The sequence below is a fragment of the Streptosporangium sp. NPDC000563 genome (genome assembly GCF_040299985.1).
Taxonomy (GTDB): Bacteria; Actinomycetota; Actinomycetes; order Streptosporangiales; family Streptosporangiaceae; genus Streptosporangium.
Genome location: NZ_JBEPDA010000015.1, coordinates 158647 through 181815, shown reverse-complemented (window position 1 = coordinate 181815; position 23169 = coordinate 158647). Strand labels below are relative to the sequence as shown.

Genomic DNA, 23169 nt, shown 5'->3' with positions numbered 1-23169 from the left:
ACGAGGGCCGACGAGGTCCGGGCGAGCCTCGTGCGGCAGGAGGCGACGGCGAACCGCCCAGGCCGGGCGGCCGATCACCGGGACCGGGGTCACGGTCGTTCGGCGGGCTCCTGCGGGCCTCTCCCGGGGCTGCCTTCGTCCGAGGGTTCCAGGTCGGGCTGGAAACCCCTGGCGAGGAACACGATCAGGGCCACCAGGACGGCCGCCGGTACGAACGCCACCCGGACGCTCACCAGGTCGTTGAGCGTCCCCACCACGGCGGCACCGACGAGGAAGCCGACGTAGTTGAACATGTTGACCCGCGCGATCGCGGTCTCCGCGCCGGCGCCCAGCCGTCCCGCGGCCGAGAACGACTGCGGGGCGATGACGGACAGCCCGACGCCGATCAGGCCGAACGACACGACGGCCACCGTGACGCCGGGCGCGACGACGACTCCGAGCGTGCCGACGGCCGCGATCACCGCGCCCACGCGGACCACCGGCGCCGGCCCGTACCTGCGTACGGCGAGGTCGCCGGGGACCCGCGCCAGCAGCATGGTCGCCTGGTAGACGAGGTAGGCGAACGGCACCAGCCAGCCGCTCGCCGCCAGCGCCTTCTCCATGTAGACCGTGCTGTAGTTGGACACCGCCGCGTCGCCGACGTACAGGAACGCCATCGCCAGGCAGAGCGGGATGATCGGCCGCCACGGCACCCGGGCCGTCACGTGCCCGGCCCGCTCACCGGCCCTCTCCTCCCGATGTCCGTAGAGCCGGGGGAGCATGACGACCGAGATCACCGCGCCGATCAGCACCGGGACGGAGAAGGACCAGCCCAACTCGACGCCGAGCGCGCTGAAGGCGGAGTTGAACCCGGCGCCCAGCATCGAGCCGATGCTCCACACCGCGTGGAAACCGGTCAGCACGCTCATGCCGTACCGGCGCTCGACCGCGACCGCCTGCATGTTCATCGCCGCGTCCACCGCGCCGACGAACAGGCCGAACGCGGCGCTGAGGACGTAAAGCCCGGCGAGCTGCCCGTTCCAGCCCATCAGCACCACGGTGGCGCAGACGCCGACCTGGGCGATCCGCAGGACCGGGGCGCTGCCGTACCGGCTCGCCAGGAGACCCGCGACCGCGCTGCCGACCCCGGCGATCACCGGTACGAGCAGCAGGACCAGGGTGAGGTCGCCGTCGCTGAGCCCGAACCTGTGCTGGAGGTCGATCACATGGGTGAGCAGGGTGGCGAAGCAGAGACCCTGGACGAAGAACGCCGCCCAGGTCGCGACGCGCGCCTGCCTGTCACGTGGGGTCGGCATGACGACCTCCGGGAAACATGAGGGGGATTCAAGTTTCCGTCAGGTTATGGGCGAGGTACCCGGTGGTCAATGGTTGATGATCTACCGGTTTTCGCCGGCCCGTCGCGCCGGACGTTCCGGCTCACGGGGCATGTCGGCGCACTCGCGCCGCTGCCGGAGCCCGCGCAGGGATTATGGTCGAAGGGTGGAGAGTCCCCGTCCCCCCGCCGTCCGCCATACCGGTCCCCAGCCGCGCCCCGCCGACCTGAGAGCCGGAGACGTCGACCGCGAGAGAGTGGCCGCCGTACTGGCCGACGCGCTCGCCGACGGGCGTCTCGACCACGCGGAGTACGACGAGCGCACCGAGGCCCTCTATCGCGCCCGCACGCTGGGAGAGCTCTCCGCGCTCACCGCCGACCTGCTCCCGCCCGAGGCGCAGCCGCTGCGCACCGACGTCCGCCCGGTGGCGGCGTTCTTCGGCTCCGAGGAGCGTTCCGGCCGATGGGTGGTGCCGACCCGGTTCACGGCCACCGCCATCTGCGCGAACGTCAAGCTCGACCTGTGTGACGCGCTGCTGCAGTCCAGCCACGTGACCCTGCACGTCACCGTGATGGGCGGCACCCTCACCCTGATCGTCCCCGAGGGCGTGCGGATCGAGATGCCCGCCTCGTCGTACATGGGGGGCAAGAAGAACCAGGTCCCCGCCTCCCCCGACGGGCCGGTCATCGAGATCACCGGCGTCGTCACGCTGGGGAGCATCGTGGCGAAGTCTCCCAAGCGCCCCCGCCGCTCCTGGTTCCGCCGCTGACACCGTTCCCGGGTCGGCGGCGGACGCCGTTTTCCTGGTCTTTCCTGATCCTTTCGGGCTTTTCCCGGCCGCGATCGCTCTTCCGCCGCGCACTCCTCACCGGAAACCCTTCGCCGAGATCCCTTCACCGGGAGCCCTCGGCCGGAGGGCGCCCCGCTGAGGGCGCTCCTCGGCCGAAGGGAAATCCCGGCTCCGGCGCCCCGGCTCTCAGCTGGCGCTGTCGAAGTTGATCGCGCTGTAGGCCCGCAGCTTCCAGAGCTGGTGCTCGCTCTCGATCTTCCGTATCGTCCCCGAACGACCGCGCATCACCAGGGAACTGGTGATGGCCCTCCCCGCGCGGTAACGGACGCCCTGCATCAGCTCGCCGTCGGTGATGCCGGTGGCCGCGAAGAACACGTCGTCGGACCTGACCAGGTCGTCGGTGCTCAGCGTGGCGTCGAGGTCGAGGCCCGCGTCCAGCGCCCGGCGGCGCTCGGCGTCGTCCTGCGGCCAGAGCCTGCCCTGGATGACACCACCGAGGCACTTGAGCGCGCACGCGGCGATGATGCCCTCCGGGGTGCCGCCGATGCCGAGCATCAGGTCGACGCCCGTGCCGACCCTGGCCGCCATGATCGCACCGGCCACGTCGCCGTCGGTGATGAGCCTGATCCTGGCCCCGGCCTCCCGGATCTCCTGGATGATCTTTTCGTGGCGGGGCCGGTCCAGGACGACCACGGTCACATCCGAGGGCACGCCGCCCTTGGCGCGGGCCACCGCGGCGATGTTGTCCGCCACCGGCGCGTTGATGTCGACCGACGAGGCGGCCTCGGGGCCGGTGACCAGCTTGTCCATGTAGAAGACGGCCGAGGGGTCGTACATCGAGCCGCGCTCGCTGACCGCGATCACCGAGATGCCGTTGGGCATGCCGAGCGCGGTGAGCCGGGTGCCGTCGATCGGGTCCACGGCCACGTCGCACGCCGCGCCACTGCCGTCACCCACCTGCTCGCCGTTGTAGAGCATCGGCGCGTTGTCCTTCTCACCTTCGCCGATCACCACCACACCGCTCATGGACACCGTATTGATCAACTGGCGCATCGCGTTCACCGCGGCGCCGTCGGCGCCGTTCTTGTCACCTCGTCCTACCCAGCGGGCACCGGCCATCGCGGCCGCCTCCGTGACCCGGACCAGTTCCAGAGCGAGGTTGCGATCGGGTGCGTGTTCTCCCGTGGCGAGGGCGTCGGGAACGGACGTCTCATCGGACATGGTGGGAAACCCCTCTCGTGTCAATGCAACGATCGTAGTTGGCCCCCCTCTGACCGGTCGGCGGAGGATAATGTGCCCACCATGAGCAGCGACACGGAACGGCTGGTGAAAGGCGCGGGCGGGCGGACATCCGAGCGGGGTGCCGCCACGCGCGTCGCGCTCCTGTCCGCCGCGAGGGAGATCTTCGTCACAAGCGGTTTCGCCGAGACCGGGGTCACCGACGTGGTCGCCCGCGCGGGAGCGAGTGTCGGAAGTCTTTACCATCATTTCTCCGGCAAAGCCGATCTCTATCTCACGCTCTTCGAGGAGTTCCAGACCCGTCAGACCCAGCGGACCAAGCAGGCGGTCCAGGACGCCAGGGCGGAGGGTGAGGGCGACCCGATGCGCCTGTTCATCGCCGGGGCTCGCGCCTACCTGGAGGGATGCCTGGCCGAGCGGGAGGTCTCCGCGCTCTTCCTGCGCGGCGACGGGCCGCCCGGGTTCGAGGTGATCATGCGCGACCGGCTCCGGCAGTGGGCCAAGCGCAACGCCGCCCTGTTCGAGGGCGACGAGGGGGCACTGGTCGTCGTCCTCACCGGCGCGCTCGCCGCCGCCGTCTCCGAGGTCGCCCTCTCCGACGACGAGGACGCCTCCCGGGCACTCGTCGAGGACGTGCTGACCATCATCGCCCAGATCCACCGCCCCTGAGAGCCGACCGCCCACCCGAACGGATAGTGTCGACAGTCGTGCGAAAGTTCACCCAGGGCTTCTACGGCTACGTGTTCGCGATGGCGGTCTGTCTGGCCGCCGTCGGCCTGTTCCTGCTGGTCACGCCGCAAAGCAGGACCGAGCACATCCCCAGGGTCGACTACTCGATCGCCCTCGCCGACCTGCGCCGTACGGCGCCCTTCCTGGTGTGGGCCCCCGAACCCGTCGCCGCCGGATGGGTCCCGAACAGCTCCAAGAACACGAGCGCGAACGGTGTCACGACCTGGAGGCTCGGGTTCGCCACCGCGAAGCGCTTCCACGCGATGCTCGCCCAGAGCGACGAGAAGCCCGAGGCCGAGTTCGCGAACCGGCTCTCCAACACCTCCACGGTCACCGGCACCGTCCAGATCAACGGCGTCACCTGGGAGCAGCGCGTCCGTGAGGACAAGAACCAGCGCTCCCTCGTACGGTTCCTGCCGGACGTCACGATCGTCGTCACCGGCACCGCCCCGTGGGACGAGCTGTCCACCCTGGCCGGGTCCCTCAAACAACTGCCGAGAAACACCTCCTAGAGAGCCGGTCATGTGGCCGTCAGGCGGGCCGGTGCCGGCCACAGGTCATGTGCGTGATCGTTGGTTGTCACGCACCTGACCTGCGTGATCCGTAAAAGGGTGATGGGGTGGCTCCTCCGGCGGGACGGTCTGTCGGAGAACGGTTGAGCCGCGGTCGCTCCTGGTTTTCGGTCCAGACCCCCGTGTCGGGAACCCAGGCGATCACAAGGGCGCTACGTGCCGCTGATCGCCTTGTCGGACCGCAGCGTCTGAGTGCGGGTGGTCAGGAACGTGCGCAGCTTCTCCGCCTCGGTGTCGGCCTTGGCGGTGTCGGCGTTCTCGTTCAGCTTGTAGGACGTGACAAGATCGTCGAGCAGGCCGGACGCGGTGCCGTTGCCGAGCAGTTCGGTGTACAGAGCGCGATACTGCTCCTGGTAGATCTTCTTGAAGGCGGCGTTCTTGAGGAACTTCTCCTTCAGAGGATGGCCCAAGCGCATCATGCCGCCGCCTTCTGCACCTTGCGGACGCTCCGGCCGGCCATTCCGGGGTGGGGTGGCACTCTGAGACGGCTGGTTCTGCCGACCTTGCTGGTTCTGTTGCCCTTGCTGGGGGAGTCTTCGGCCGCCGCCCATCGAGATCGTGTCGTTCACACCACTCTTGGCGTTACCGTTGAAGGCGAAGTTGAGGTCCCAGGTGATGACTTTGAACTTCTTGGTGTCCAGGTCGTACCACAGGTAGTAGTTGCGTCCGGGCCCAGCCATGTCGTCGAAGTTGACCATGAGGTTCTGCAGGACCAGATAACGGGCGAACGACTCCACGTCCAAACGCTCGCCCAGGCCTGAGGTGAGTTCGGCGTCGGAAGCCTCGTTCACCCATTTGACCAGATCGATGACCGGCTGTAGATCCTGGACGCCGACCTTGTTGATCTGCTTGAAGTCGTTGGTGTACCCGGTCTGGTCCTCGCCCTTGTAAGTGAAGGAGCCGCTGGCCAACGACTTGTACAGCACGCCTTCGCCGAGGTTTTCCGCATAGCCCTCGTCGAGGTATTCCACGATCAGGCGCGGTGTCGAGGTGCGGCCGTTGACGGTGAAGGCGCTGTGGATGGAGCGCTGGGTAGGCTCACCGGAGGCGCCGACCAGTGCGATGCCCAGTGCCTCGTTCAGCATCGTCGTCGAGCCCATCGCGGCCGGCCGTACCGCCACCTGGTTGTGCCCCTGGTAGCGGCGGCCCTCCACAAACTCGTCGAAGCTGATCAGCCACGGCAGGTTCTCAGGCTCCTCGCCCTTCAAGGACGCGCCGAACCCACCACCTCTGGGCTGGTCGCCATTTGGCTCACCGCCTTCGGGTGGTTGGAACCCCTCGGGTGGTTGGAAGCCCTCCGGCATACCTCCGCGTCGTTGCCCGCCGCCAGGCATGCTCCGTTGCCTGGACTGTCCCTTCCAGGTCAGCCCGGCCAGAGTGGAGTTGCCCTTGAGCCGGATGCCCACGCTGGGGACGCGGGTGCCGTCGATGGTCAGATCGGCTTCGACATACTTCTTGTCGCCGTCCTTGAAGTACTCGTTCAGCATGTCCTCATAGGCCGCGTCGGTGAAGGTGATCTTCACCTCGTGCGCCACGGAGGTGTCGAAGAGCTCCTTGGTGCCGGTCACGTTCGTGATGACGGTCTCGGCCGTGGCGGTCTGGGAGACGGTGACGTAGGGGCGGATCATCCCGCTGCCGAGTACGCCCCAGCACAGGGCGAGGAACGCCGCGCACAGCGTGACCAGCTTCCAGTTGTGTCGGAGTTTGACCGGAATGCGATGCTTGAGCTGCGCCATGGTGCCGGCCTACAGGTCGCTCTGGTCGTATCCGGTCAAGATGGTGACCGGCTGGCCGTGGTTGCGCTCGCGCAGCGCGGCCATCACGTCGGCAGGCTCGCTGCCCTTTTTGATCTTCACGGTGTACATCAGCTCCGTCAGTGCGCCACCTCGGATCGACTCCATGCTGACCAGTTCGAACTCCTCGGTGTGCCGGATGAGCACATCCTGGATGACCGCGGTGTAGTCCTCATCCGTGGGAACCTGCACCTTGACCACCTGCCGCCGTACGTTGAGCTGGAACCAGTTGAACCGGTGCATGACCATGATGATCAGCGAGATCGCCACGGCGGCGACGATGGCCAGCAGGTAGAAGCGGGTACCGACGGCCATCCCGATGCCCATGACGAGGAAGATGAACCCGACGTCACGCGTCTCCTTGATGGCGTTACGGAACCGCACCACCGAGAGCGCGCCGACCAGGGCGAAGGCGCGGGCGATGTTCGAGCCGACGACCAGCATGATCAGCGAGATCAGCATGCCCAGGATGACCAGCGTCTGCACGTAGGACTGGCTGTAGGACACGTTGCGGTGCGTGGCCCGGTACACCCAGCCGATCATCGCGCTGAGCACGAACGACAGCGACATCGCGATCGCGATGTCGGCCACGCTGAACGTGCCGGACAGGTCCTGGAACGAGAAGTCCATGGGGAGTCATGCCTCCGAGAGAACGGCCGGCTGATGGCGGCCGAGATCGAGATCGTGGTCGGGAATGTGAAAGACCGAGCGGGGGGCGAGTCCATGCGCCTCCACGCTCTGGCAGTACTTGGAGACCCGGACCACCTGCAGGTTCCGTTTGGCGGTCAGGTCGGTCAGCCAGTACGGCACGCGCTCGTTGGCCTTGACCTCGACGATGGACATGTGGGCGGGGACGATGAGCCTGTTCTCGGCGTCGGCGCCCAGGTGGAAGTCGCGGTCACGGCCCCGGACGCGGTTGTCGAAGGTGACGCGCAGGCCCACGTCGGCGTCGCGGCCCACGTAGGCGTGCCGGGTGTAACCGGTCATCGCGACAGCCCGCAGGTCCAGACGCAAGGAGAGGTCGAGCACCTCCTGCAGGAACGCGCGCTGGGACGGCTCGTGCTCGACCATCTGGCGGCCGTCACACAGGCGCAGCGCGTCCCTGTAGGGCAGGCTCACCCGTCGCTTCTGCGTGACCCGGTTGACCCGCTGCTTGATCTCGACGAACACCGGAGTGTCGTCCCGCAGGGTGAACCGGTCGCCGTAGTGGCGCACCCGCAGTTTCCTGCGGAACTTCAGCCCTTCGATCTTCTCCCAGTAAAAGCGCAACTGCCGGGTGTCGTAGTAGACGCTCCAGATGCCGTACCCCTCCTGGCCGCTGTGACGGTCGCGATCCAGGCGCTGCTCGATCTCTTTCCTGAGCGTGACCGCCTCCGAGGTCTCCACGAGGTACTTGATCTCGTACCGGTTGAAGGCGTGCAGCCTGCTCGGTGCCCGCAGCCGGTGACCCCGATCGTCGGCCGGATCACCGGCTGGTTCGGCGCCGGATGTGCTTCGATCGCTGTCGCGAGCCACGGAGACGGCTGGTTTGCGGAATCTTGCCAGCATGTTTCTCCTTTCGTCAGCGCACATCTGACAGCACCAAGCTGGGAACAGTGTGTGAACCGCATCCGACGAGAAGGTGAACCGCCTGTGGACGTTCAGCTGTCCTGGGGCTGCTCCAGCGGGAGAAGCACGCGGAAGGTGGTGCCGCGGCCAGGTGTGCTGGTCACCTCGATCCGGCCGTCGTGCGCCTGCACGAGCGCGGCGGTTATGGCCAGGCCCAGCCCTGTCCCGCCGCTGTCGCGGGAGCGGTCCGGATCGGCACGGTAGAAGCGGTCGAACAGGTATGGCAGGTGCTCGGGGGCGATGCCCTGCCCCTCGTCTCGCACTTCGAGTAGTGCGGCTCCGCGGTGGGGGGCGGGACCGGTACCGGCGTGCACGACACCGGGGGTGAGAACCCCGGCAACCGCTCGCGGAGCGACGGTGAGGCTGATCCCGGTGCCGGAAGAGGTGTGCTGGATGGCGTTGCCGACCAGATTGGCGATGACCTGATGCAGGCGGCGCTCGTCACCGCGCACGAAGACCGGCCCGTCGGAGATGATCAGTTGGATCGGCCGTTCGCGATCGCGAGCGCGAGCGGCGTGCACCACGTCTCCGGCCAGCACGTGCAGGTCCACGACGCTGGGCTCCAGCGCGGGCTCCTGGTCCAGCCTGGCCAGCAGCAGCATGTCCTCCACCAGGACGCCCATGCGCTCGGCCTCGGCCTCGATTCTGCGCAGCAGCCGCTCGGTCACCGGATCCCCGGCGTCCTGGCCGTGATGGTAGAGCTCGGCGAAGCCCCTGATGGAGGTGAGCGGGGTACGCAGTTCGTGCGAGGCGTCGGCGACGAAGTGCCGCAATCGCCGTTCGGAGCGCTCGGACTCGTTGAGTGCGGTGGCCAGGCGCTCCAGCATGGTGTTCAGCGCGCCACCGAGACGGCCTGTCTCGGTGTCGGGGTCGGTGTCGCCGACCCTGCGGTGGATGTCTCCGCCTGCGATGGCCTCGGCGGTCTGCTCCATGCGGGTCAGCGGTCGCAGGCCCAGCCGCACCACGGCGAAGGCGAGCGTGCCGAGCAGCAGTAACACCAGGCTGCCCGCCACCGCCTCGATGACCAGGATCTGGTGCACGGTCGCCCGGTTGGGCTCCAGCGACATCGACACGGTCAGCCTGGTGCCGTCGGGCAGGCTCCTCACCAGCAGTCGCCACTCACCCGTCCCCGTGGCGGGCACGGTGATGGGGCCTCGCGGGACGGTGGCTATCGCCGCGGCGGGGACGATCGGTCCGTCGCCGTTCTCCGCGGGCAGGCTGCGCAGCAGAGTCCCCGAAGGGGAGTAAAAGGCGATCTTGAACTGTGTGGGGATCTGAACGGGCTGCCCCCTGTCCGCCGGGGGTGGGGGCGGAGGCAGGAGCGGGCGCCGGCCGAAGGTGACAGCCGTCTCGGTCAGCTGGGCGTCCACCCTGGACAACAGCGAACGCTCCAGCAGCAGTACGCTCGCGGTGGCGAACACCGTCAGCCCGGCCGCGCACAGACCGAGCAGCGCGGCCAGCAGTCGATGCCGCAGGGGCCAGGTCCGTCTCACGAGAACCTCTGCAACCGGTAGCCGACGCCACGCAACGTGTGGATCAGCGGCGGGCCGTCAGCGTCGATCTTCCGCCGCAGGTAACTGATGTAGGACTCCACGATCCTGCTTTCGCCGTCGAAGGCGTGGTCCCACACGCGATCGAGGATCTGCGCCTTGCTGACCACCCGCTCGGCGTTGATCATCAGGTAGCGCAGCAGGCTGAACTCCGTCGGAGACAGGTGGATCGCCCGGCCCGCCCGCCGTACGGTGTGTGCCTGCTCGTCGAGTTCCAGGTCGGCGTAGCGCAGCACGCCGTCGTCGACCTGCTCCTGCGCGGGCCGCGCCCTGCGCATGATCGCCCGCAGCCGCAGGAGCACCTCCTCCAGACTGAAAGGTTTGGTCACATAGTCGTCACCACCGGCGGTCAGCCCCGCGATCCGGTCGGACACCGCGTCCTTGGCGGTCAGAAAGAGCAGCATGGGGCTGTCACCGGCCTCGTGGAGCCTGCGCGCGACCGTGAACCCATCCAGGCCGGGCATCATCACGTCCAGCACGACGATGTCGGGCCGCTCTCGGGCCACCGCCTCCAGTGCCTCGCGGCCGTCCGCGACGGTCCGTACGGCGAAGCCGTTCAGTTCCAGGGCCTCGGACAGCAGTTCGCGAATGTTCGGTTCGTCGTCGACGACCAGCACCTTCGCGACGGGTTGTTCGTTCACCGCATCGTTCTACTCGCTCTCTATGAGAGAAAGATTGGGAACGGCCGGTCGAGTAGGGATGGCTCTGTCCAACGGCGCGGACATCCGGAGCAGGGCGGCGACGTGATTCCAAAACGATCGATGATCGTGGGCGGTGATGCCGTTGGAAACGCCCGCTCCGACGTCAGCCGGTCGCCGAGGGGACTCAGAAGGGCGTCTCCCCGGCCGGGTCGGGTTGCCGACGCTGGGCCATCGCGGCCGCGAGCCTCACCCGGGCGCCCTGGAGCCACTCCTCGCAGATCGCGGCCAGCTTCTCGCCGCGCTCCCAGAGCTCGATCGACTGTTCCAGGGTGAGCCCGCCCGCCTCGAGACTGCGGACCACCTCGGTCAGCTCCTCGCGCGCCTGCTCGTACGACGGTCTCTTCTCATCGGCCACGAACCCACCTTAGATCGTCGCGCCCATCCGGTGACGCCGTGCCGTGCCGGGAGTCAACGCCGGCCCGCGAGGGCCGACCGGCGCCGGCGGGCTCCCCTCCCGCCTCGCCGGTGCCGTACGGCTGGAAGAATGCCGAGGTGAACGTTCGTGACGCGGCCGTCGGCGACATTCCCGAGCTGGTGCGCCTCCGTGAGATCCTGGCCGACCGGATGGCGATGGACGGCCACCTCCCCATCGAGGAGGAGTGGCAGCACGCCTACGCCGAGAGCCTCCGGGAGCGGCTGGGCAGCTCCGACACCGCCGTCTACGTGGTGGACTCCCCCGACAGGGGGCTGGCGGCCTGCGGGATCGGCCTCATCTTCGACCGCTTTCCCGGCCCCAGCCTTCCCGACGGCCGCTACGGCTACGTCCAGGGCATGACCACCGATCCCCGCCACCGGCGCAGGGGGCACGGCCGGGCGATCATGGGAGCCCTCCTGGAGTGGTACCGCGACAGCGGGGTCCGCAGGGTCGACCTGCACGCGACCTCCGACGCCGAGCCCCTCTACCGGCAGCTCGGCTTCGTCGACGACGGCTACCCCTCGCTCACCTGGCGGGATCGCTCCTGACCCGGACCCGGTCGTCGGGGAAGCGCACCGTGAGCTCGTCACCGGGGGAGACCTCGCTCGCGAGCCGTACGACCTCGCCCGAGGGGCGCTGCACGATCGCGTAACCGCGTTCCAGCGTGGCGGCGGGAGACAGCGAGACCAGGCGGGCACGCAGGTGCTCCAGCGAGTCGGAGGCACGGTCCAGGGAGGCGGTGAGGGACCGCCTCGCCCGATCCCTGAGCTGCTCGGCCTGCTCGGCCCTGCGTTCGACCTCGCGCACCGGGTCGGCGAGAGAGGGGCGGGAGCGGGCCGCCGCGAGCCAGGCCGTCTCGCGGTCGAGCCAGCCGCCCGCCACCCTGCGACCCCGGTCGCGGAGCTGGCGGATCAGCGTCATCTGCTCGCCGACGTCCGGCACGACCTTCTTCGCGGCGTCCGTCGGGGTGGACGCGCGCACGTCGGCGACCAGGTCGAGCAGCGGATTGTCCTGCTCGTGGCCGATCGCGCTCACCACGGGCGTACGGCAGGCCGCCACCGCCCGCACGAGGGCCTCGTCGGAGAAGGGCAGCAGGTCCTCCATCGACCCGCCGCCCCGCGCGACCACGATGACGTCGACCTCGGCGTCGGCGTCGAACTTGCGCAGCGCCTCGACGACCTCACCGACCGCGTACGGCCCCTGCACGGCCACCGGCTCGACCTTGAACCGCACGGCGGGCCAGCGGCGCCGGGAGTTTTCCAGCACGTCGCGCTCGGCGGCCGAGTCGCGGCCGCAGATCAGCCCGACCGTGCCCGGCAGGAACGGCAGCCGCCGCTTCCTGTCGACGCCGAAAAGCCCCTCCGAGGCGAGCAGCCGGCGCAGCCGCTCAAGCCGCGCCAGCAGCTCACCCACCCCGACCGGCCGCATCTCCAGCGCGGTGAACGCGAACGAGCCCTTGTTGACCCAGAAGTCGGGCTTCAGGTGGGCCACGATCCTCGCGCCGTCGACCGGCCGGGGGACGGTCGCCTCGTAGACACCGCGCGGGCAGGTGATCCGGGCCGACACGTTGGCCACCGGGTCGCGCAACGTCAGGAACACCGTGCCGCCGCGGGCGGTCAGCTCGGTGATCTGCCCCTCGACCCAGACGGTGCCGAGCTTGCCGATCCAGCCGCCGACCATCTGCAACACCGTGCGAACCGGTAGGGGCTGCTCAGGGGTGGTGTTCGAGCTCATGGCCGGGAGCCTACGCGCCGGAGGCGACTATTCCGCGGCCGCCAGCTTGGCCAGGCGGTTCTCGTACATCCGCACGACGACCTCGCGGTCCGCGGTGGCCCGCTCGTAGGCGAGCAGCTCCCGGATCTGCTCGGAGGTCCTGCCGCGCATCCGCGCACGCAGGGACGCGACCGTCAGTTCCGCGTAGCCGGGAAGAGGCTCGGCGGGCGTGGCGGTTTCCGAGGAGGACTCCGCCGCCGTGGTCGTCGTCCTCGGGGAGGGGCCGGCCGCGTCGGCGGCCTCGGGTGCCGCGACCCTGGTCCCGGTCACCTCGACCACCGCGGCGTCCGCGGTCTCGGGCTTCGCGGTGTCGACCTCGGTCACCTCGACCTTCACCACCGCGGGGGCCTCCGCCTCGGCCGCGGAAGTCGTGGCGCTCGTCAGGGTGCCGCTCTCGGCGCGCTCGGCCACGGTGTCCGCAGGGGCGGCCTTGGCGGTCGTCTTGCGGGTCCTGGTCGTCCTGGTCGTCCTGGCCTTCGGGGCGGTGGCCTCGACGGCCTCGGGGGCTGCGGTTGCGGCTTCGGCGGCTGGGGCGTCGGCGGCCTTGGCCCGGGTGGCCCTGGGCTTCCTGGCGGGGGTCTCGGTGACCGCGTCCGCCTCCGCCGCCGGAGTCTCCGCGCCCTTGACCTCGGGGGCCTCGGGGGTCTTGGGTGCCTTGGCGGTCTTGGGAGCCGAGGTCTTGGAGGTCTTGGCGGCCTTGGGAGTCTCGGCGACGGCCGGGGACGCCGAGACTTCCGGGGCGGCCGGTGCTTCCGTGGCCTTCACCTCGGCGGTGTCCGAGGGCTCCGTGGCGACGACCTCGGCGGGCTTCGCCGGGGCGGCCTCAGGCTCCGGAGCCGGGGTGCTCTCGGACTGCGGAGCCGGGGTGCTCTCAGGCTCCGGAGTCGAGGCGGGGGCCTCGGTGGTTCCGGCGGCGGCAGGGGTGTCGACGGCCTCGGGAGCCTTGGCCTCCGGGGCGTCGCCGGCCTCTGCCCTGACCTCGGGGACCTCGGGGACCTCGGGGACCTTGACCTCGGGCGAGGCGGGCGTCGCGGTGTCGGGCTTGGTGGGGCTGAAGATGACGGGGTCGGGGGTGGTCTTCGTCCCGTTGCGCTCGCCGGAGGGAGCGCTCGCGGCCTTCTCCGGACGCGGCGCGAAGATGACGGGCTCGCGACGGGTGGGCTTCCCCGCCTGCTCCGTGCTCTCCTCGCCGCTCTTCGCCGGCTGGTCGCCGATCGTCCCGGTGGGTTCCTCGGCGGTCTCGCCCTGGCCCGAGGTTCCCTTGAACCTGGTCCGGACGCGGTCGCCGAGGAGCAGGGCCTGGCCGACCCCGCTCAGTGCGCTCTGCAGCATGTGCAGCGGCAGGTCTTTTGCCTTTTGTGTGACATTGCGAATCATGTCGGGGACTGACATATCGTCTCCCTGGGAGGTCTGTATCGAGAAGGCTAGTGTGACAAGACTTGTGCCGCATGAGCTTGTGGGACGTATGGGCAGTCTCGCGGGCGTGTCCACGTAGCATATGAGCATGACTTCAGACACCCCCGCGACCCGACGCGTACTAGTGGCGAAGCCCCGTGGTTACTGCGCGGGGGTCGATCGTGCGGTCCAGGCCGTGGAGAAGGCGCTGGAGCAGTACGGCGCCCCGATCTACGTACGTAAGCAGATCGTCCACAACACCCACGTGGTCAAGACGCTGGAGCAGCGCGGGGCGATCTTCGTCGAGGAGACCGAGCAGGTGCCCGAGGGCGCGATCGTCGTCTTCTCCGCCCACGGCGTCTCTCCCGCGGTCCATCAGGAGGCCGCGGACCGCAGCCTCAAGACGATCGACGCCACCTGCCCCCTGGTGACCAAGGTGCACAACGAGGCCAAGCGTTTCGCCTCCCAGGACTACGACATCCTCCTCATCGGTCACGAGGGCCACGAGGAGGTCGAGGGCACCGCGGGCGAGGCGCCCGACCACGTCCAGCTCGTCGACGGCCTGCACTCGGTCGACACCCTGCAGGTCAAGGATCCCGATCGGCTGGTCTGGCTGTCGCAGACCACGCTGTCGGTGGACGAGACGACCGAGACGGTCTCCCGGCTCAAGGAGCGCTTCCCCAACCTGATCGACCCTCCGAGCGACGACATCTGCTACGCCACCCAGAACCGCCAGGTCGCGGTCAAGGAGATCGCCGCCCAGGCCCAGCTGGTCATCGTCGTCGGCTCCGAGAACTCCTCCAACTCCAAGCGGCTCGTCGAGGTCGCCCTCGACCACGGGGCCGACGCCTCCTATCTGGTCGACGACGCCTCGCTCATCGACGACGCCTGGTTCGACGGCGTCACCACGGTCGGCGTGTCGAGTGGTGCCTCGGTGCCCGAGGAGCTCGTCGCCGAGGTCCTGGCCCGTCTCGCCCGAAACGGGTTCGGGGACGTGGAGGAGGTCGAGTCCGTCCGCGAGAGCGTGCGCTTCGCCCTCCCGCATGAGCTGCGCAGGGACCTGCGCGCCACGGTCTGACGTCGGGTCGTCCGCCCACGGGGTCGAAGTCCCTCGGCGAGAGCGTGCGCTTCGCGCTCTCGCACGAGGACCCCTGTCACGCTCCGGCCGGCCGATCTTTCATGTGCGGCCCTGGCCCGGCGGCTTTCTCCGCGATCCGGGAGATCCCGTCACGGACGAAACCCCGCGCCCGGCCGCTACTGCCCCTCGCGGGGGGTGCCGTACACCCTGGGCTCGAAGTATCCCTCGGGCTCGGGGGCGAAGGCCCTGCCGTCGCCGTCGCCGCCGTCGCCGCTCCTGGGGCGGGGCACCGAGGCCTTGGAGGCCCTGAGCTCCTCGCGCAGCTCTCGGACGCAGCGGGTCAGCCCCCGGCGCCAGGCGATGACCAGCACCAGGAACGAACCGCCGAACAGCCACGGGGCCCCCTGCGACAGCGCGGTGTACATGCCCAGGCCGAAGGCCTGCACGGGCGTGGACGCGAACAGGGATCGGATCGCCTCGACGAACGCGGTGGTCACGAAGAAGAGCAGGGGCGGGGACACCACCAGCGACAGCAGGTCCCTGCGGTTCACCAGCGACGCGGCGGCGACGCAACCGGCGACGAACGTCGCCCCGGTCAGCGCCGCCACCCCGGTCAGCGCCTGCAGCACGCCGCCCACCAGCGTGGACGCCAGCACGAAGGCCAGTGCGCCCCGAACGGTCAGCCGGATGCCCGAGGCCCGGTCAAGCTCACTCATGCGATCACCCCGCCGACCGGCTGCACGCCGCCTCGCTCGTCCACCACTCGCCCCCTGACCTTGACCACCGCGGCCCCCCGGCGCCGTCGCCCTCGCTATCTCCAGTGTCCGGCCGCAGGAGCCCCCGAGGGAACAGTTTCAGGGCAGGTCGTTGGTCAACCTACCGTTCAGGCGGGATACGAGAGGCGGGCTTGGCTCCTCTCGCGCCAGGAGTTCGGGTGAGGTCAGGGCGCGCGGCAGGTCCTCGACCGCCTGCGGCGTGTCCAGGTCGCTCTCGACCAGCCCCAGGTCGTTCAGCTTGCGGGCGCTCACCAGCACCCGGGTCTCCAGCGAGCCGACCGTCCTGTTGTACGACTCCACGGCCCGGCTCAGCGAGCGGCCCAGGGCGTCGACGTTGCGCCCCATGCTGCCCAGCCGCTCGTACAGCTCCTTGCCGACCTCGAAGATCGCCCGTGCGTTCTCGCCGAGCGCGGCCTGCTGCCAGGCGTACTGCGCGGTGCGGAGCATGGTGATGAGCGTGGTCGGCGTGGCGATGTGGACCCGCCGTCGCATGGCGTACTCCAGCAGGGCGGGGTCGCGTTCCAGCGCGGGGGCGAGGAACGCCTCGCCGGGAATGAACAGCACCATGAACTCCGGCGCCGGACTGAACGCCTGCCAGTAGGGCTTCGAGGCCAGCCGGTCGACGTGGTCGCGCACGTGCCGGGTGTGGGCGTCGAGCCGGGCCGACCGATGGTCGGGGTCGGCCGACTCGGCGGCCTCCAGGTAGGCGGAGAGCGAGACCTTGGAGTCGATCACGATGTTCTTGCCGCCGGCGAGCCGCACGATCATGTCGGGTCGCAGGACGCCGTCCGGCGTGGTGACGCTCACCTGCTCGTCGAAGTCGCAGAACCGCTGCATGCCGGCGATCTCGGCGACCCTGCGGAGCTGGAGCTCGCCCCACCTGCCCCTCGCCTCGGGCCGCTGCAGGGCCCGTACCAGCGAGTTCGTCTGGGCGCGGAGCTGCTCGTTGCTCTCGCGGACGATGTCGATGTGCTTGGCCAGCTCGGCGTGGGCGGCCCGCTGGCCCGCCTGGGTGTCGCGCAGCTGCGTCTCGACGCGGGCCAGGGTGTCCTTCAGCGGCTCGATCAGGTGCTCGACGGCCTGCTTGCGCTGCTCCAGCTCCCCGGCGGCCTCGGCCCGGCTGGCGGCGAGCCTCGTCTCCGCCAGCTCCAGGAACCGCAGGTTGTTGACGTCCAGCGCCCGGCTCGACAGGGCCTGGAACCGTTCGGAGAGCTGTTCCTCGATGTAGACGACCTTCTCCTCGGCGATCTTCGCGCGGGCCTCGGCGTCGGCGAGGCGGGCCATGACGTCGGCGGCTCCCGAGGAGGAACGCGCCCGGCCCAGCAGGAAGCCGATCGCGAGTCCCGCGGCGAGGCCCACCGCGAGCTGGAAGGAGAGAGCCATGACATCCACCCCGGCATGATTCCAGGCTCGGCCGCTTCCGGCGGTTCCGACACGCTCCCCGGCCCGGAACGGCTCGGTTCGCGCCCCATGAGCGTGCCGCGAGCGTCCCGTGAGTGACCCGCGAGCGTCCCGTGATTCGTACCTGTGACCTGCCCGTGGCGGGTAGCAGTGGGTCATTCCGCGTAAACTCGGCTCACGTGAGCCTGAGCATCGGCATCGTCGGATTGCCCAACGTCGGCAAGTCAACGCTTTTCAACGCGCTGACGAAGACCGCCAACGCCCTGGCGGCGAACTATCCGTTCGCCACCATCGAGCCCAACGTGGGCATCGTCGGCGTTCCCGACCCGCGTCTTGAAAAGCTGGCCGAGATCTTCGGGTCGGCGAAGATCCTGCCGGCGAAGGTCGAGTTCGTCGACATCGCCGGCCTGGTCCGCGGCGCCTCCGAGGGACAGGGGCGAGGCAACCAGTTCCTCGCCAACATTCGTGAGACCGACGCGATCTGCCAGGTCATCCGGGTCTTCAACGACCCCGACGTGACCCACGTGGACGGCGGCGTCGCCCCCGGGCGCGACATCGAGACGATCAACACCGAGCTGATCCTCGCCGACCTGCAGACCCTGGAGAAGGCGATTCCCCGCCTCCAGAAGGAGTCCAGGACCAACAAGGACCGCAAGGCCGCGCTGGAGGCGGCGGAGGCGGCGTTCAAGCTCCTCGACGGTGGCACCACCCTGTACGCCGGGGCCAAGGGCGCGGGCATCGACCCCAAGGACCTGCGCGAGCTGCACCTGCTCACGGCCAAGCCGTTCCTGTACGTCTTCAACCTCGACGCCGACGAGCTGGTGGACGAGAAGCTCAGGGCGCAGCTGTCGGCGCTCGTCGCACCGGCCGAGGCCGTCTTCCTCGACGCGAAGATCGAGTCCGAGCTCGTCGAGCTCGACGACGCCGAGGCGCTGGAGCTCCTGCAGTCCGTCGGCCAGGAGGAGTCGGGCCTCACCCAGCTCGCCAGGGTGGGCTTCGAGACCCTGGGCCTGCAGACCTACCTGACCGCGGGTCCCAAGGAGACCAGGGCCTGGACGATCCGCAAGGGCGCCACCGCCCCCGAGGCTGCCGGGGTGATCCACACCGACTTCCAGCGCGGTTTCATCAAGGCGGAGATCGTCTCCTTCGACGAGCTCGTGGAGACCGGTTCCATCGCCGCCGCCCGCCAGGCGGGCAAGGCCCGCATCGAGGGCAAGGACTACGTCATGCGCGACGGCGACGTGGTGGAGTTCCGCTTCAACGTCTGACCGAACGTCGTCTTCGCGGCTCGCCGTCCGTCTCGGGGTGGGCGGGGTCTTCTCGCGAGGGCAGCGGGTGGTGCGGAGGTGTATTTCGAGAGGTTGTGACCCCAGGTGACGTATTTCGTGTTAAATGCGCAGGTCGCGACAGTCAGGGGGCTGTCCGGTTAGCAATGGGTGGCGTTTGAGTAATCACCCCACGCGCTGGCCAGGGGGAATGCGCTTTTCCCCGACCATAGGCCGCATCGGCGCCCTCGTCGAGGTTCCAGACCCGGTTTGCTCAGTCATCATGATGCCTGCAGCATAGGCGTGGCTTTCCTGGAAGAATCGGCGGGGCGGCTAGAGTAAGTGCGTCACCATGGCCAACGGGATCGTCAACAATACGACACCGCACCGGCCGAGGATTGACGCGAGCGGAGGCGTGATGGCTCGAAGGTCGACAGTCCAGCGTGATCCCCGGATCGCTGGCGACCCTGAGCTGTCGTCATATCCGGACTTCCCCGACGATCCCGATCTCGACCGCGCTCCGGCGCGCGGGCGGGGCGTGCCGCGCGGACGCTGGTCCGGTGGAGGCGGCCGCTGGCTGGTGTGGACCGGCCGCGCCGTGCTCTGGGCGCTGATCGTCGTCATCGTCGTGAACGGGGTCCGCGCCCCCTTCGAGCGCTTCACCCAGCAGAACGCACCCGTGGGCGCGGCGCCCGTCGAGGGAAACGGGTTCCCCACGGTCCAGGCCTCCGCCTTCGCGGCCCAGTTCGCCGGGGTCTATCTGAACTTCGACGGGGCCCGCCTCGCGGAGAGGGAGTCGAGGCTCGCCCCCTACCTGCCGGAGGGCGTCGAAGGACAGTTCGGCTGGGACGGTTTCGGCAGGATGGTCGCTGGAGCGGTGCAACCGTACGGGATCGAGGTCGTCGACGCCGACAACGCCGTCGTCACCGTGGCCTACCAGTCGGAGGACCGCCGCCAGCTCCTGTCCGTGCCCGTCTACCGCGACCGGGCCGCGGAGAGGTTCGTCGTCGCCGGCCGTCCGGCCATCCTGCCCGCCCCGAGGGCCGCCGCCCTGCCGCCCAAGGCCGCACCCGAGCGTGACCGCGCCGTGGAGCAGGAGCTGCGCACCACGCTGGAAGACTTCTTCAAGGCCTACGCCGGTGACACCACCTCGCTGCAGCAGTACGCCGACGCCGGGGTCACCCTGCAGGGGTTCGGGGGGGCGTTCACCTTCCTGCAGCTCAAGGACCTCTCCGTGCCCGTCGGCGGGGGGGCGACCCGCGAGGTGACCGCGACGGTCACGTGGGGCGTGCCGTCGAAGGCGGCCCCGTCCACCGACCCCGAGCCCGCCGATCCCGGCCAAATGGGAGGCAAGCTGGAGCAGTCCTACTTGCTCACCATGGTCGAGCAGGGCGACAAGTGGTTCGTCAAGGACATCCGCGGCGCATACCGATCTGTGGCGGGGTAAGCATGATCGAATGGTGCCGATCCACGGTGAGCAGACCCCCCCTGATCGATGAGCCGTCGGTCCGGGTCCCGGCGCACACGCGCCGAGGACTCTTAGCCGCTTGGCGGGCACGATCGTGAGTACGGAGGACAAGAAGTGATTCTCAAGACCATGCTGCTGAGCGCCATGGAGTTCGCTCAGCCCACAGCACCTCCGGCGGGCGTCAACACCGAGGGTCTCGCCGACTTCCTCCGCAGCTTCTTCGCGCCGCTCTTCCTGGTCATCGTCTCGGTGGTGGCCCTCTTCTTCCTCTTCACCCGTGAGATCACCAGATTCGTCCAGTTCATCATTCTGGCGATCGCGATCGGAGTGATCTTCTACGTTCCGAACATCATCGAGGTGACTGCCAAGGCGATCGCGGGCGCGCTGGGCATCTCGGGGGGTTGAGACCGGGTTCGAACGGTCAAACAAGGAGAGGCGGAGAGGAGGATCACGTGGATCTGCCCACGTACACCAATATCTGGAGGATCGAGAAGCGGCTCTACAAGCTGTACGACCTACGGCTGCCGATGCCGCTCCCGATCGTCTGGATCGGTGGGTTCGTGGGAGTGCTGGCCCCGTGGTCGCTGCTGCTCTACCTTCTCGGTCTGCCCTTCGCCGCTCCCTGGCACGTGCTCTATCTGGTGCCCCCCGGTGTCGTCACCTGGCTCTCCACCCGGCCGGTGATCGAGAGCAAGAGGCTCACCGAGCTGCTCCAGTCGCAGGTGCGCTACGTGGGAGAGCCGCGCACCTGGTGCAGGATGGCCCCCCTCTCCGAACCCGCCGAGGTCACGCTGACCGGCCGGATCTGGCGGGCCGCGCCGCAGTACACGGCCGTCAGGGTCAAGGCGTCGCGCAAGGCCCGGCACGCCCAGGCCAAGCGCGCCGCCGCCCGCCGCGAGGTGCGTCCCGCCGTGGCCGCGGCCGCGGCGGCCGCCGCCACCGCGCCCGTCGCCAGGACCGAGGTTCACGCGCTTCGCCAAGGTGTCGCCCCGGCCCTCGGCCAGACCTCGGCCCTTGGTCAGGCTGCGGGCGTCGGCCAGACCCCGGCCGTCGGTCAGGGCCCGGCCGCCGAGACCTCCCGGGGCGTCGAGACCTCCTGGGCCGTCGAGGCCCCCCCGGTCGCCGTCCCCGCGATCCCCGCCGTTCTTCCCGGGCCCGCAGCGCCGCCCGGGCCCGCTGCGTCGTCGGTGCCGTCCCTGCCCGTCGTGACTCCGGTGCCCGAGCCCGTCGCGTTCGCCGAGGCGGCCGAGGCCGTCGAGTCCGCGCCGGGCACGCCGATCCTCGGCCCCGCCTCGCGACCGCCCGCGGACCATTCCCGGGGACCTTCCGAGGAGCGGGCCGACCGCACTCCGCCGGCCGGATCCGCGGCCGAGGGGAACGCGGACGATTCGAGGGACGAGACCCCGGCGGCGTCCGGCGCGTCCGCGGCTCCGCCCGCTCCGATCGGCACCGAGGCGCTGCGGCGGCTGCGCAGGCTCGCGGCCTCCGCGGAGGCCGAGCGCGCCGCCGCGGCCCCCGCCTCGCCCGTCGTGCCCCCACCACCGGCCGTACCTTCCGCCCCGGCCATACCGGTCGCGCCTCCCGCGGCGGTCACGCCGCCCTCCGAGGTGATCGTGCCTTTCACGCCGGTCGAGCGACCGAACACGCCGGTCGAGCGACCGAACACGCCGGTCGAGCGACCGAACACGCCGGTCGAGCGACCGAACACGCCGGTCGAGCGTCCCGACGCGCCGGCCGAGCGCCCCGAGGTGATCGCGCCCGCCGGGCCGCCCTCGCCCTCGGAGGTGATCGCGCCCGCGGCGTCCTTCGAGACCGACGCTCCCGCCTCGAAACCCTCCGAGGAACGACGCGAGGCGCCGGCCGTGCCGCAGCCCTCGGCACCCAGGGCGCCACGGGAGGAGACCTCCGCCCCGGCCCGTGCGGTGTCCGCCGAGAGGCCGGCCGTCGTGCCCGACCCCGTCAGGAGGCCCTCGGAGCCCGCCGCCCCCTCCTTCGTACCGAGGTTCGTCGGACCGGCGCCGGTCGGGCGCCGCGCCGAGGCGGCCGAACTCCCGCAGACCGGACAGAGCGGGCAGGACAAGCGGGACGGATCGGACGAGGAGAGCGCACGGCGTCAACACCGCAAGGGGCAGCCCACGCCGATCGGGCGCGCGGCGGAGACGGCGGAGGCACCGAGGGCGTCGAAGGCGTCGAAGGCATGGCCGCCGGAGCGGCCCGCGAGTGCGCAGGCGGGTCCCGGCGCTCCGGCGGGCACCGGCGTCCAGGGTGGCGGCATGTCGATCCGCGCGGTTCCCTCGGGGCCCGACACGGCGGATCCGGTCGCCCCCGCGGTACCGGTGACCGGTCCCGCACGTGGCGAGGCCGAGACCAGGGTCCGCCGGGTCGAGTCGGTGGTCGGCCGTGACTCCTCCGGCGGCTGGCGGCGGCTGGCCCAGGTGGTGATCGGACCCGGCGGTGGCCGTACGGACGGCTCGGAGATCGACGAGGCGCGGGCCAGGGCGGTGTTCAGCGGCAGTCGCCGGGTGGTGGTCCTGGGATGCACCGGCGGCGCCGGGCAGACCACGACCGCGCTCATGCTCGGCCACACCCTCGCCCGCTACCGCGAGGACCGGATTCTCGCGGTCGACGCCAGCACCGGCTCCCACGCCCTGTCCAGCCGGATCCAGGGCGAGTCGCCGGAGACCCTGACCTCCCTGCTCTCCGGGCTCGACAGCGTCCAGGGATATCTCGGCATGCGCGCCTACACCAGCCGCTGCGCCTCGGGGCTGGAGGTCCTCGCCGGAGACAGCGACGCCGGTGCCGAGCAACGCCTGTCCGACCGGACGCTCTTCTCCGACCGGCGGCTCGGCCAGACGATGGACATGCTCGACCGGCACTACAAGGTCGTCGTGATGGACCCGGCCGCGGCTCTGGCCGCGCGGGTCCTCCCCTACGCCGACCAGCTCGTCCTCGTCGTCCCGGCGAGCGAGGACGGGCCGGACGCGGTGGCGATGACCTACGAGTGGCTCGACGGGCACGGTTGCTCCGACCTTCGCCATCGGGCGGTCATGGTGGTCAACGGGGTGAGCCGCCGCAGCATGGCCGACGTGGAGCAGGCGGAGGCGGTCGCGCGGGGCAGGTGCCGGGCGATCGTCCGGGTGCCCTGGGAGGACGCCCTGGCCCCCGGCAGGGCCGATCGGGTGGAACCGTCCCACCTGCGGGCGCCGGGCCGCCGGGCGTATCTCGCCCTGGCCGGTGTCGTCGTGGCGGGCTTCGGAACGGTTCAGGCGGGTCGACCCAGCGAGGAGGAACTAGCCCAGTGAT

Annotated in this window: 21 protein-coding genes; 9 read left to right on the top strand and 12 right to left on the bottom strand. The window is 70.0% G+C overall.

The window, feature by feature from the left end:
- Nucleotides 1–89: 89 nt before the first annotated feature.
- Nucleotides 90–1295, bottom strand: coding sequence for an MFS transporter (locus tag ABT352_RS28255; protein ID WP_350947972.1), 1206 nt, complete (start codon nucleotides 1293–1295; stop codon nucleotides 90–92).
- A 184-nt stretch (nucleotides 1296–1479) separates the two neighbouring features.
- On the opposite strand from ABT352_RS28255, the gene ABT352_RS28250 reads away from it, so the two are divergent.
- Entirely contained in the window at nucleotides 1480–2082 is a 603-nt protein-coding gene (locus tag ABT352_RS28250; protein ID WP_350947971.1) for a DUF1707 SHOCT-like domain-containing protein, read from the top strand.
- A 207-nt stretch (nucleotides 2083–2289) separates the two neighbouring features.
- On the opposite strand, the gene glpX is transcribed toward ABT352_RS28250, so the two are convergent.
- Nucleotides 2290–3324 (bottom strand): class II fructose-bisphosphatase, encoded by a 1035-nt coding sequence (glpX, locus tag ABT352_RS28245; protein WP_350947970.1) that lies wholly within the window; start codon nucleotides 3322–3324, stop codon nucleotides 2290–2292.
- Nucleotides 3325–3405: 81 nt separating this feature from the next.
- On the opposite strand from glpX, the gene ABT352_RS28240 reads away from it, so the two are divergent.
- Together ABT352_RS28240 and ABT352_RS28235 are read left to right on the top strand one after the other, a co-directional pair.
- Complete coding sequence (locus ABT352_RS28240) at nucleotides 3406–4011, top strand: TetR/AcrR family transcriptional regulator (RefSeq protein ID WP_350947969.1); 606 nt, start codon at nucleotides 3406–3408, stop codon at nucleotides 4009–4011.
- Nucleotides 4012–4049: 38 nt separating this feature from the next.
- Nucleotides 4050–4583, top strand: coding sequence for a DUF4245 domain-containing protein (locus ABT352_RS28235; RefSeq protein ID WP_350947968.1), 534 nt, complete (start codon nucleotides 4050–4052; stop codon nucleotides 4581–4583).
- 212 nt (nucleotides 4584–4795) lie between these two features.
- On the opposite strand, the gene ABT352_RS28230 is transcribed toward ABT352_RS28235, so the two are convergent.
- From ABT352_RS28230 to ABT352_RS28205, 6 genes are all read right to left on the bottom strand, one after another.
- On the bottom strand, nucleotides 4796–6379 hold the full coding sequence (locus ABT352_RS28230) for a CotH kinase family protein (protein WP_350947967.1): 1584 nt from the start codon (nucleotides 6377–6379) through the stop codon (nucleotides 4796–4798).
- A 9-nt stretch (nucleotides 6380–6388) separates the two neighbouring features.
- On the bottom strand, nucleotides 6389–7066 hold the full coding sequence (locus tag ABT352_RS28225; protein ID WP_350947966.1) for a DUF4956 domain-containing protein: 678 nt from the start codon (nucleotides 7064–7066) through the stop codon (nucleotides 6389–6391).
- A 6-nt stretch (nucleotides 7067–7072) separates the two neighbouring features.
- Nucleotides 7073–7984: a polyphosphate polymerase domain-containing protein gene (locus ABT352_RS28220; RefSeq protein WP_350947965.1), complete on the bottom strand. Its 912-nt coding sequence runs from the start codon at nucleotides 7982–7984 to the stop codon at nucleotides 7073–7075.
- A 92-nt stretch (nucleotides 7985–8076) separates the two neighbouring features.
- A complete protein-coding gene (locus ABT352_RS28215; protein WP_350947964.1) occupies nucleotides 8077–9537 on the bottom strand; it encodes a sensor histidine kinase in 1461 nt (486 codons plus the stop codon).
- Entirely contained in the window at nucleotides 9534–10235 is a 702-nt protein-coding gene (locus ABT352_RS28210; RefSeq protein WP_350947963.1) for a response regulator transcription factor, read from the bottom strand. Before ABT352_RS28210 ends, ABT352_RS28215 begins: the two co-directional genes overlap by 4 nt.
- Nucleotides 10236–10419: 184 nt before the next feature.
- The gene (locus ABT352_RS28205; RefSeq protein ID WP_350947962.1) at nucleotides 10420–10650 is read right to left on the bottom strand and encodes an exodeoxyribonuclease VII small subunit; all 231 of its coding nucleotides are present in this window, start codon (nucleotides 10648–10650) and stop codon (nucleotides 10420–10422) included.
- Nucleotides 10651–10787: 137 nt separating this feature from the next.
- Between ABT352_RS28205 and ABT352_RS28200 the strand changes: the two genes are divergently transcribed.
- A complete protein-coding gene (locus ABT352_RS28200; RefSeq protein WP_350947961.1) occupies nucleotides 10788–11258 on the top strand; it encodes a GNAT family N-acetyltransferase in 471 nt (156 codons plus the stop codon).
- Here the strand turns inward: ABT352_RS28200 and xseA are convergent.
- Nucleotides 11236–12444: an exodeoxyribonuclease VII large subunit gene (gene xseA, locus ABT352_RS28195; protein WP_350947960.1), complete on the bottom strand. Its 1209-nt coding sequence runs from the start codon at nucleotides 12442–12444 to the stop codon at nucleotides 11236–11238. The two genes, ABT352_RS28200 and xseA, sit on opposite strands and share 23 nt — an antisense overlap.
- Nucleotides 12445–12471: 27 nt before the next feature.
- On the bottom strand, nucleotides 12472–13875 hold the full coding sequence (locus ABT352_RS28190) for a DUF8129 domain-containing protein (RefSeq protein WP_350947959.1): 1404 nt from the start codon (nucleotides 13873–13875) through the stop codon (nucleotides 12472–12474).
- Between the two features lie 112 nt (nucleotides 13876–13987).
- Here ABT352_RS28190 and ABT352_RS28185 point away from each other — a divergent pair, with 112 nt between their 5' ends.
- Nucleotides 13988–14956 carry a 4-hydroxy-3-methylbut-2-enyl diphosphate reductase gene (locus ABT352_RS28185; protein ID WP_350947958.1) on the top strand — a complete coding sequence of 323 codons (969 nt, stop codon included), beginning with the start codon at nucleotides 13988–13990 and terminating at the stop codon, nucleotides 14954–14956.
- 176 nt (nucleotides 14957–15132) lie between these two features.
- On the opposite strand, the gene ABT352_RS28180 is transcribed toward ABT352_RS28185, so the two are convergent.
- Entirely contained in the window at nucleotides 15133–15672 is a 540-nt protein-coding gene (locus ABT352_RS28180) for a DUF6542 domain-containing protein (RefSeq protein WP_350947957.1), read from the bottom strand.
- A gap of 138 nt (nucleotides 15673–15810) precedes the next feature.
- Nucleotides 15811–17115: a DNA recombination protein RmuC gene (locus tag ABT352_RS28175; RefSeq protein ID WP_350947985.1), complete on the bottom strand. Its 1305-nt coding sequence runs from the start codon at nucleotides 17113–17115 to the stop codon at nucleotides 15811–15813.
- 197 nt (nucleotides 17116–17312) lie between these two features.
- Between ABT352_RS28175 and ychF the strand changes: the two genes are divergently transcribed.
- The 4 genes from ychF to ABT352_RS28155 all read left to right on the top strand — a co-directional run bounded on the left by ychF (nucleotide 17313) and on the right by ABT352_RS28155 (nucleotide 23168).
- Entirely contained in the window at nucleotides 17313–18401 is a 1089-nt protein-coding gene (gene ychF / locus ABT352_RS28170; RefSeq protein ID WP_350947956.1) for a redox-regulated ATPase YchF, read from the top strand.
- Between the two features lie 415 nt (nucleotides 18402–18816).
- Entirely contained in the window at nucleotides 18817–19845 is a 1029-nt protein-coding gene (locus ABT352_RS28165; protein ID WP_350947955.1) for a conjugal transfer protein, read from the top strand.
- Between the two features lie 150 nt (nucleotides 19846–19995).
- Entirely contained in the window at nucleotides 19996–20271 is a 276-nt protein-coding gene (locus ABT352_RS28160; protein WP_037970213.1) for a hypothetical protein, read from the top strand.
- A gap of 47 nt (nucleotides 20272–20318) precedes the next feature.
- Nucleotides 20319–23168 carry a TcpE family conjugal transfer membrane protein gene (locus tag ABT352_RS28155; RefSeq protein ID WP_350947954.1) on the top strand — a complete coding sequence of 950 codons (2850 nt, stop codon included), beginning with the start codon at nucleotides 20319–20321 and terminating at the stop codon, nucleotides 23166–23168.
- The last annotated feature ends 1 nt before the right edge of the window (nucleotide 23169 follow it).

What these genes read in the sequence shown, in the direction of transcription:
- ABT352_RS28255 (WP_350947972.1), bottom strand. Translation starts at nt 1,295, where the DNA reads ATGCCGACCCCACGTGACAGGCAGGCGCGCGTCGCGACCTGGGCGGCG.
- glpX (WP_350947970.1), bottom strand. Translation starts at nt 3,324, where the DNA reads ATGTCCGATGAGACGTCCGTTCCCGACGCCCTCGCCACGGGAGAACAC.
- ABT352_RS28240 (WP_350947969.1), top strand. Translation starts at nt 3,406, where the DNA reads ATGAGCAGCGACACGGAACGGCTGGTGAAAGGCGCGGGCGGGCGGACA.
- ABT352_RS28230 (WP_350947967.1), bottom strand. Translation starts at nt 6,379, where the DNA reads ATGGCGCAGCTCAAGCATCGCATTCCGGTCAAACTCCGACACAACTGG.
- ABT352_RS28225 (WP_350947966.1), bottom strand. Translation starts at nt 7,066, where the DNA reads ATGGACTTCTCGTTCCAGGACCTGTCCGGCACGTTCAGCGTGGCCGAC.
- ABT352_RS28220 (WP_350947965.1), bottom strand. Translation starts at nt 7,984, where the DNA reads ATGCTGGCAAGATTCCGCAAACCAGCCGTCTCCGTGGCTCGCGACAGC.
- xseA (WP_350947960.1), bottom strand. Translation starts at nt 12,444, where the DNA reads ATGAGCTCGAACACCACCCCTGAGCAGCCCCTACCGGTTCGCACGGTG.
- ABT352_RS28190 (WP_350947959.1), bottom strand. Translation starts at nt 13,875, where the DNA reads ATGTCAGTCCCCGACATGATTCGCAATGTCACACAAAAGGCAAAAGAC.
- ABT352_RS28185 (WP_350947958.1), top strand. Translation starts at nt 13,988, where the DNA reads ATGACTTCAGACACCCCCGCGACCCGACGCGTACTAGTGGCGAAGCCC.
- ABT352_RS28180 (WP_350947957.1), bottom strand. Translation starts at nt 15,672, where the DNA reads ATGAGTGAGCTTGACCGGGCCTCGGGCATCCGGCTGACCGTTCGGGGC.
- ABT352_RS28175 (WP_350947985.1), bottom strand. Translation starts at nt 17,115, where the DNA reads ATGGCTCTCTCCTTCCAGCTCGCGGTGGGCCTCGCCGCGGGACTCGCG.
- ABT352_RS28165 (WP_350947955.1), top strand. Translation starts at nt 18,817, where the DNA reads ATGGCTCGAAGGTCGACAGTCCAGCGTGATCCCCGGATCGCTGGCGAC.
- ABT352_RS28160 (WP_037970213.1), top strand. Translation starts at nt 19,996, where the DNA reads ATGCTGCTGAGCGCCATGGAGTTCGCTCAGCCCACAGCACCTCCGGCG.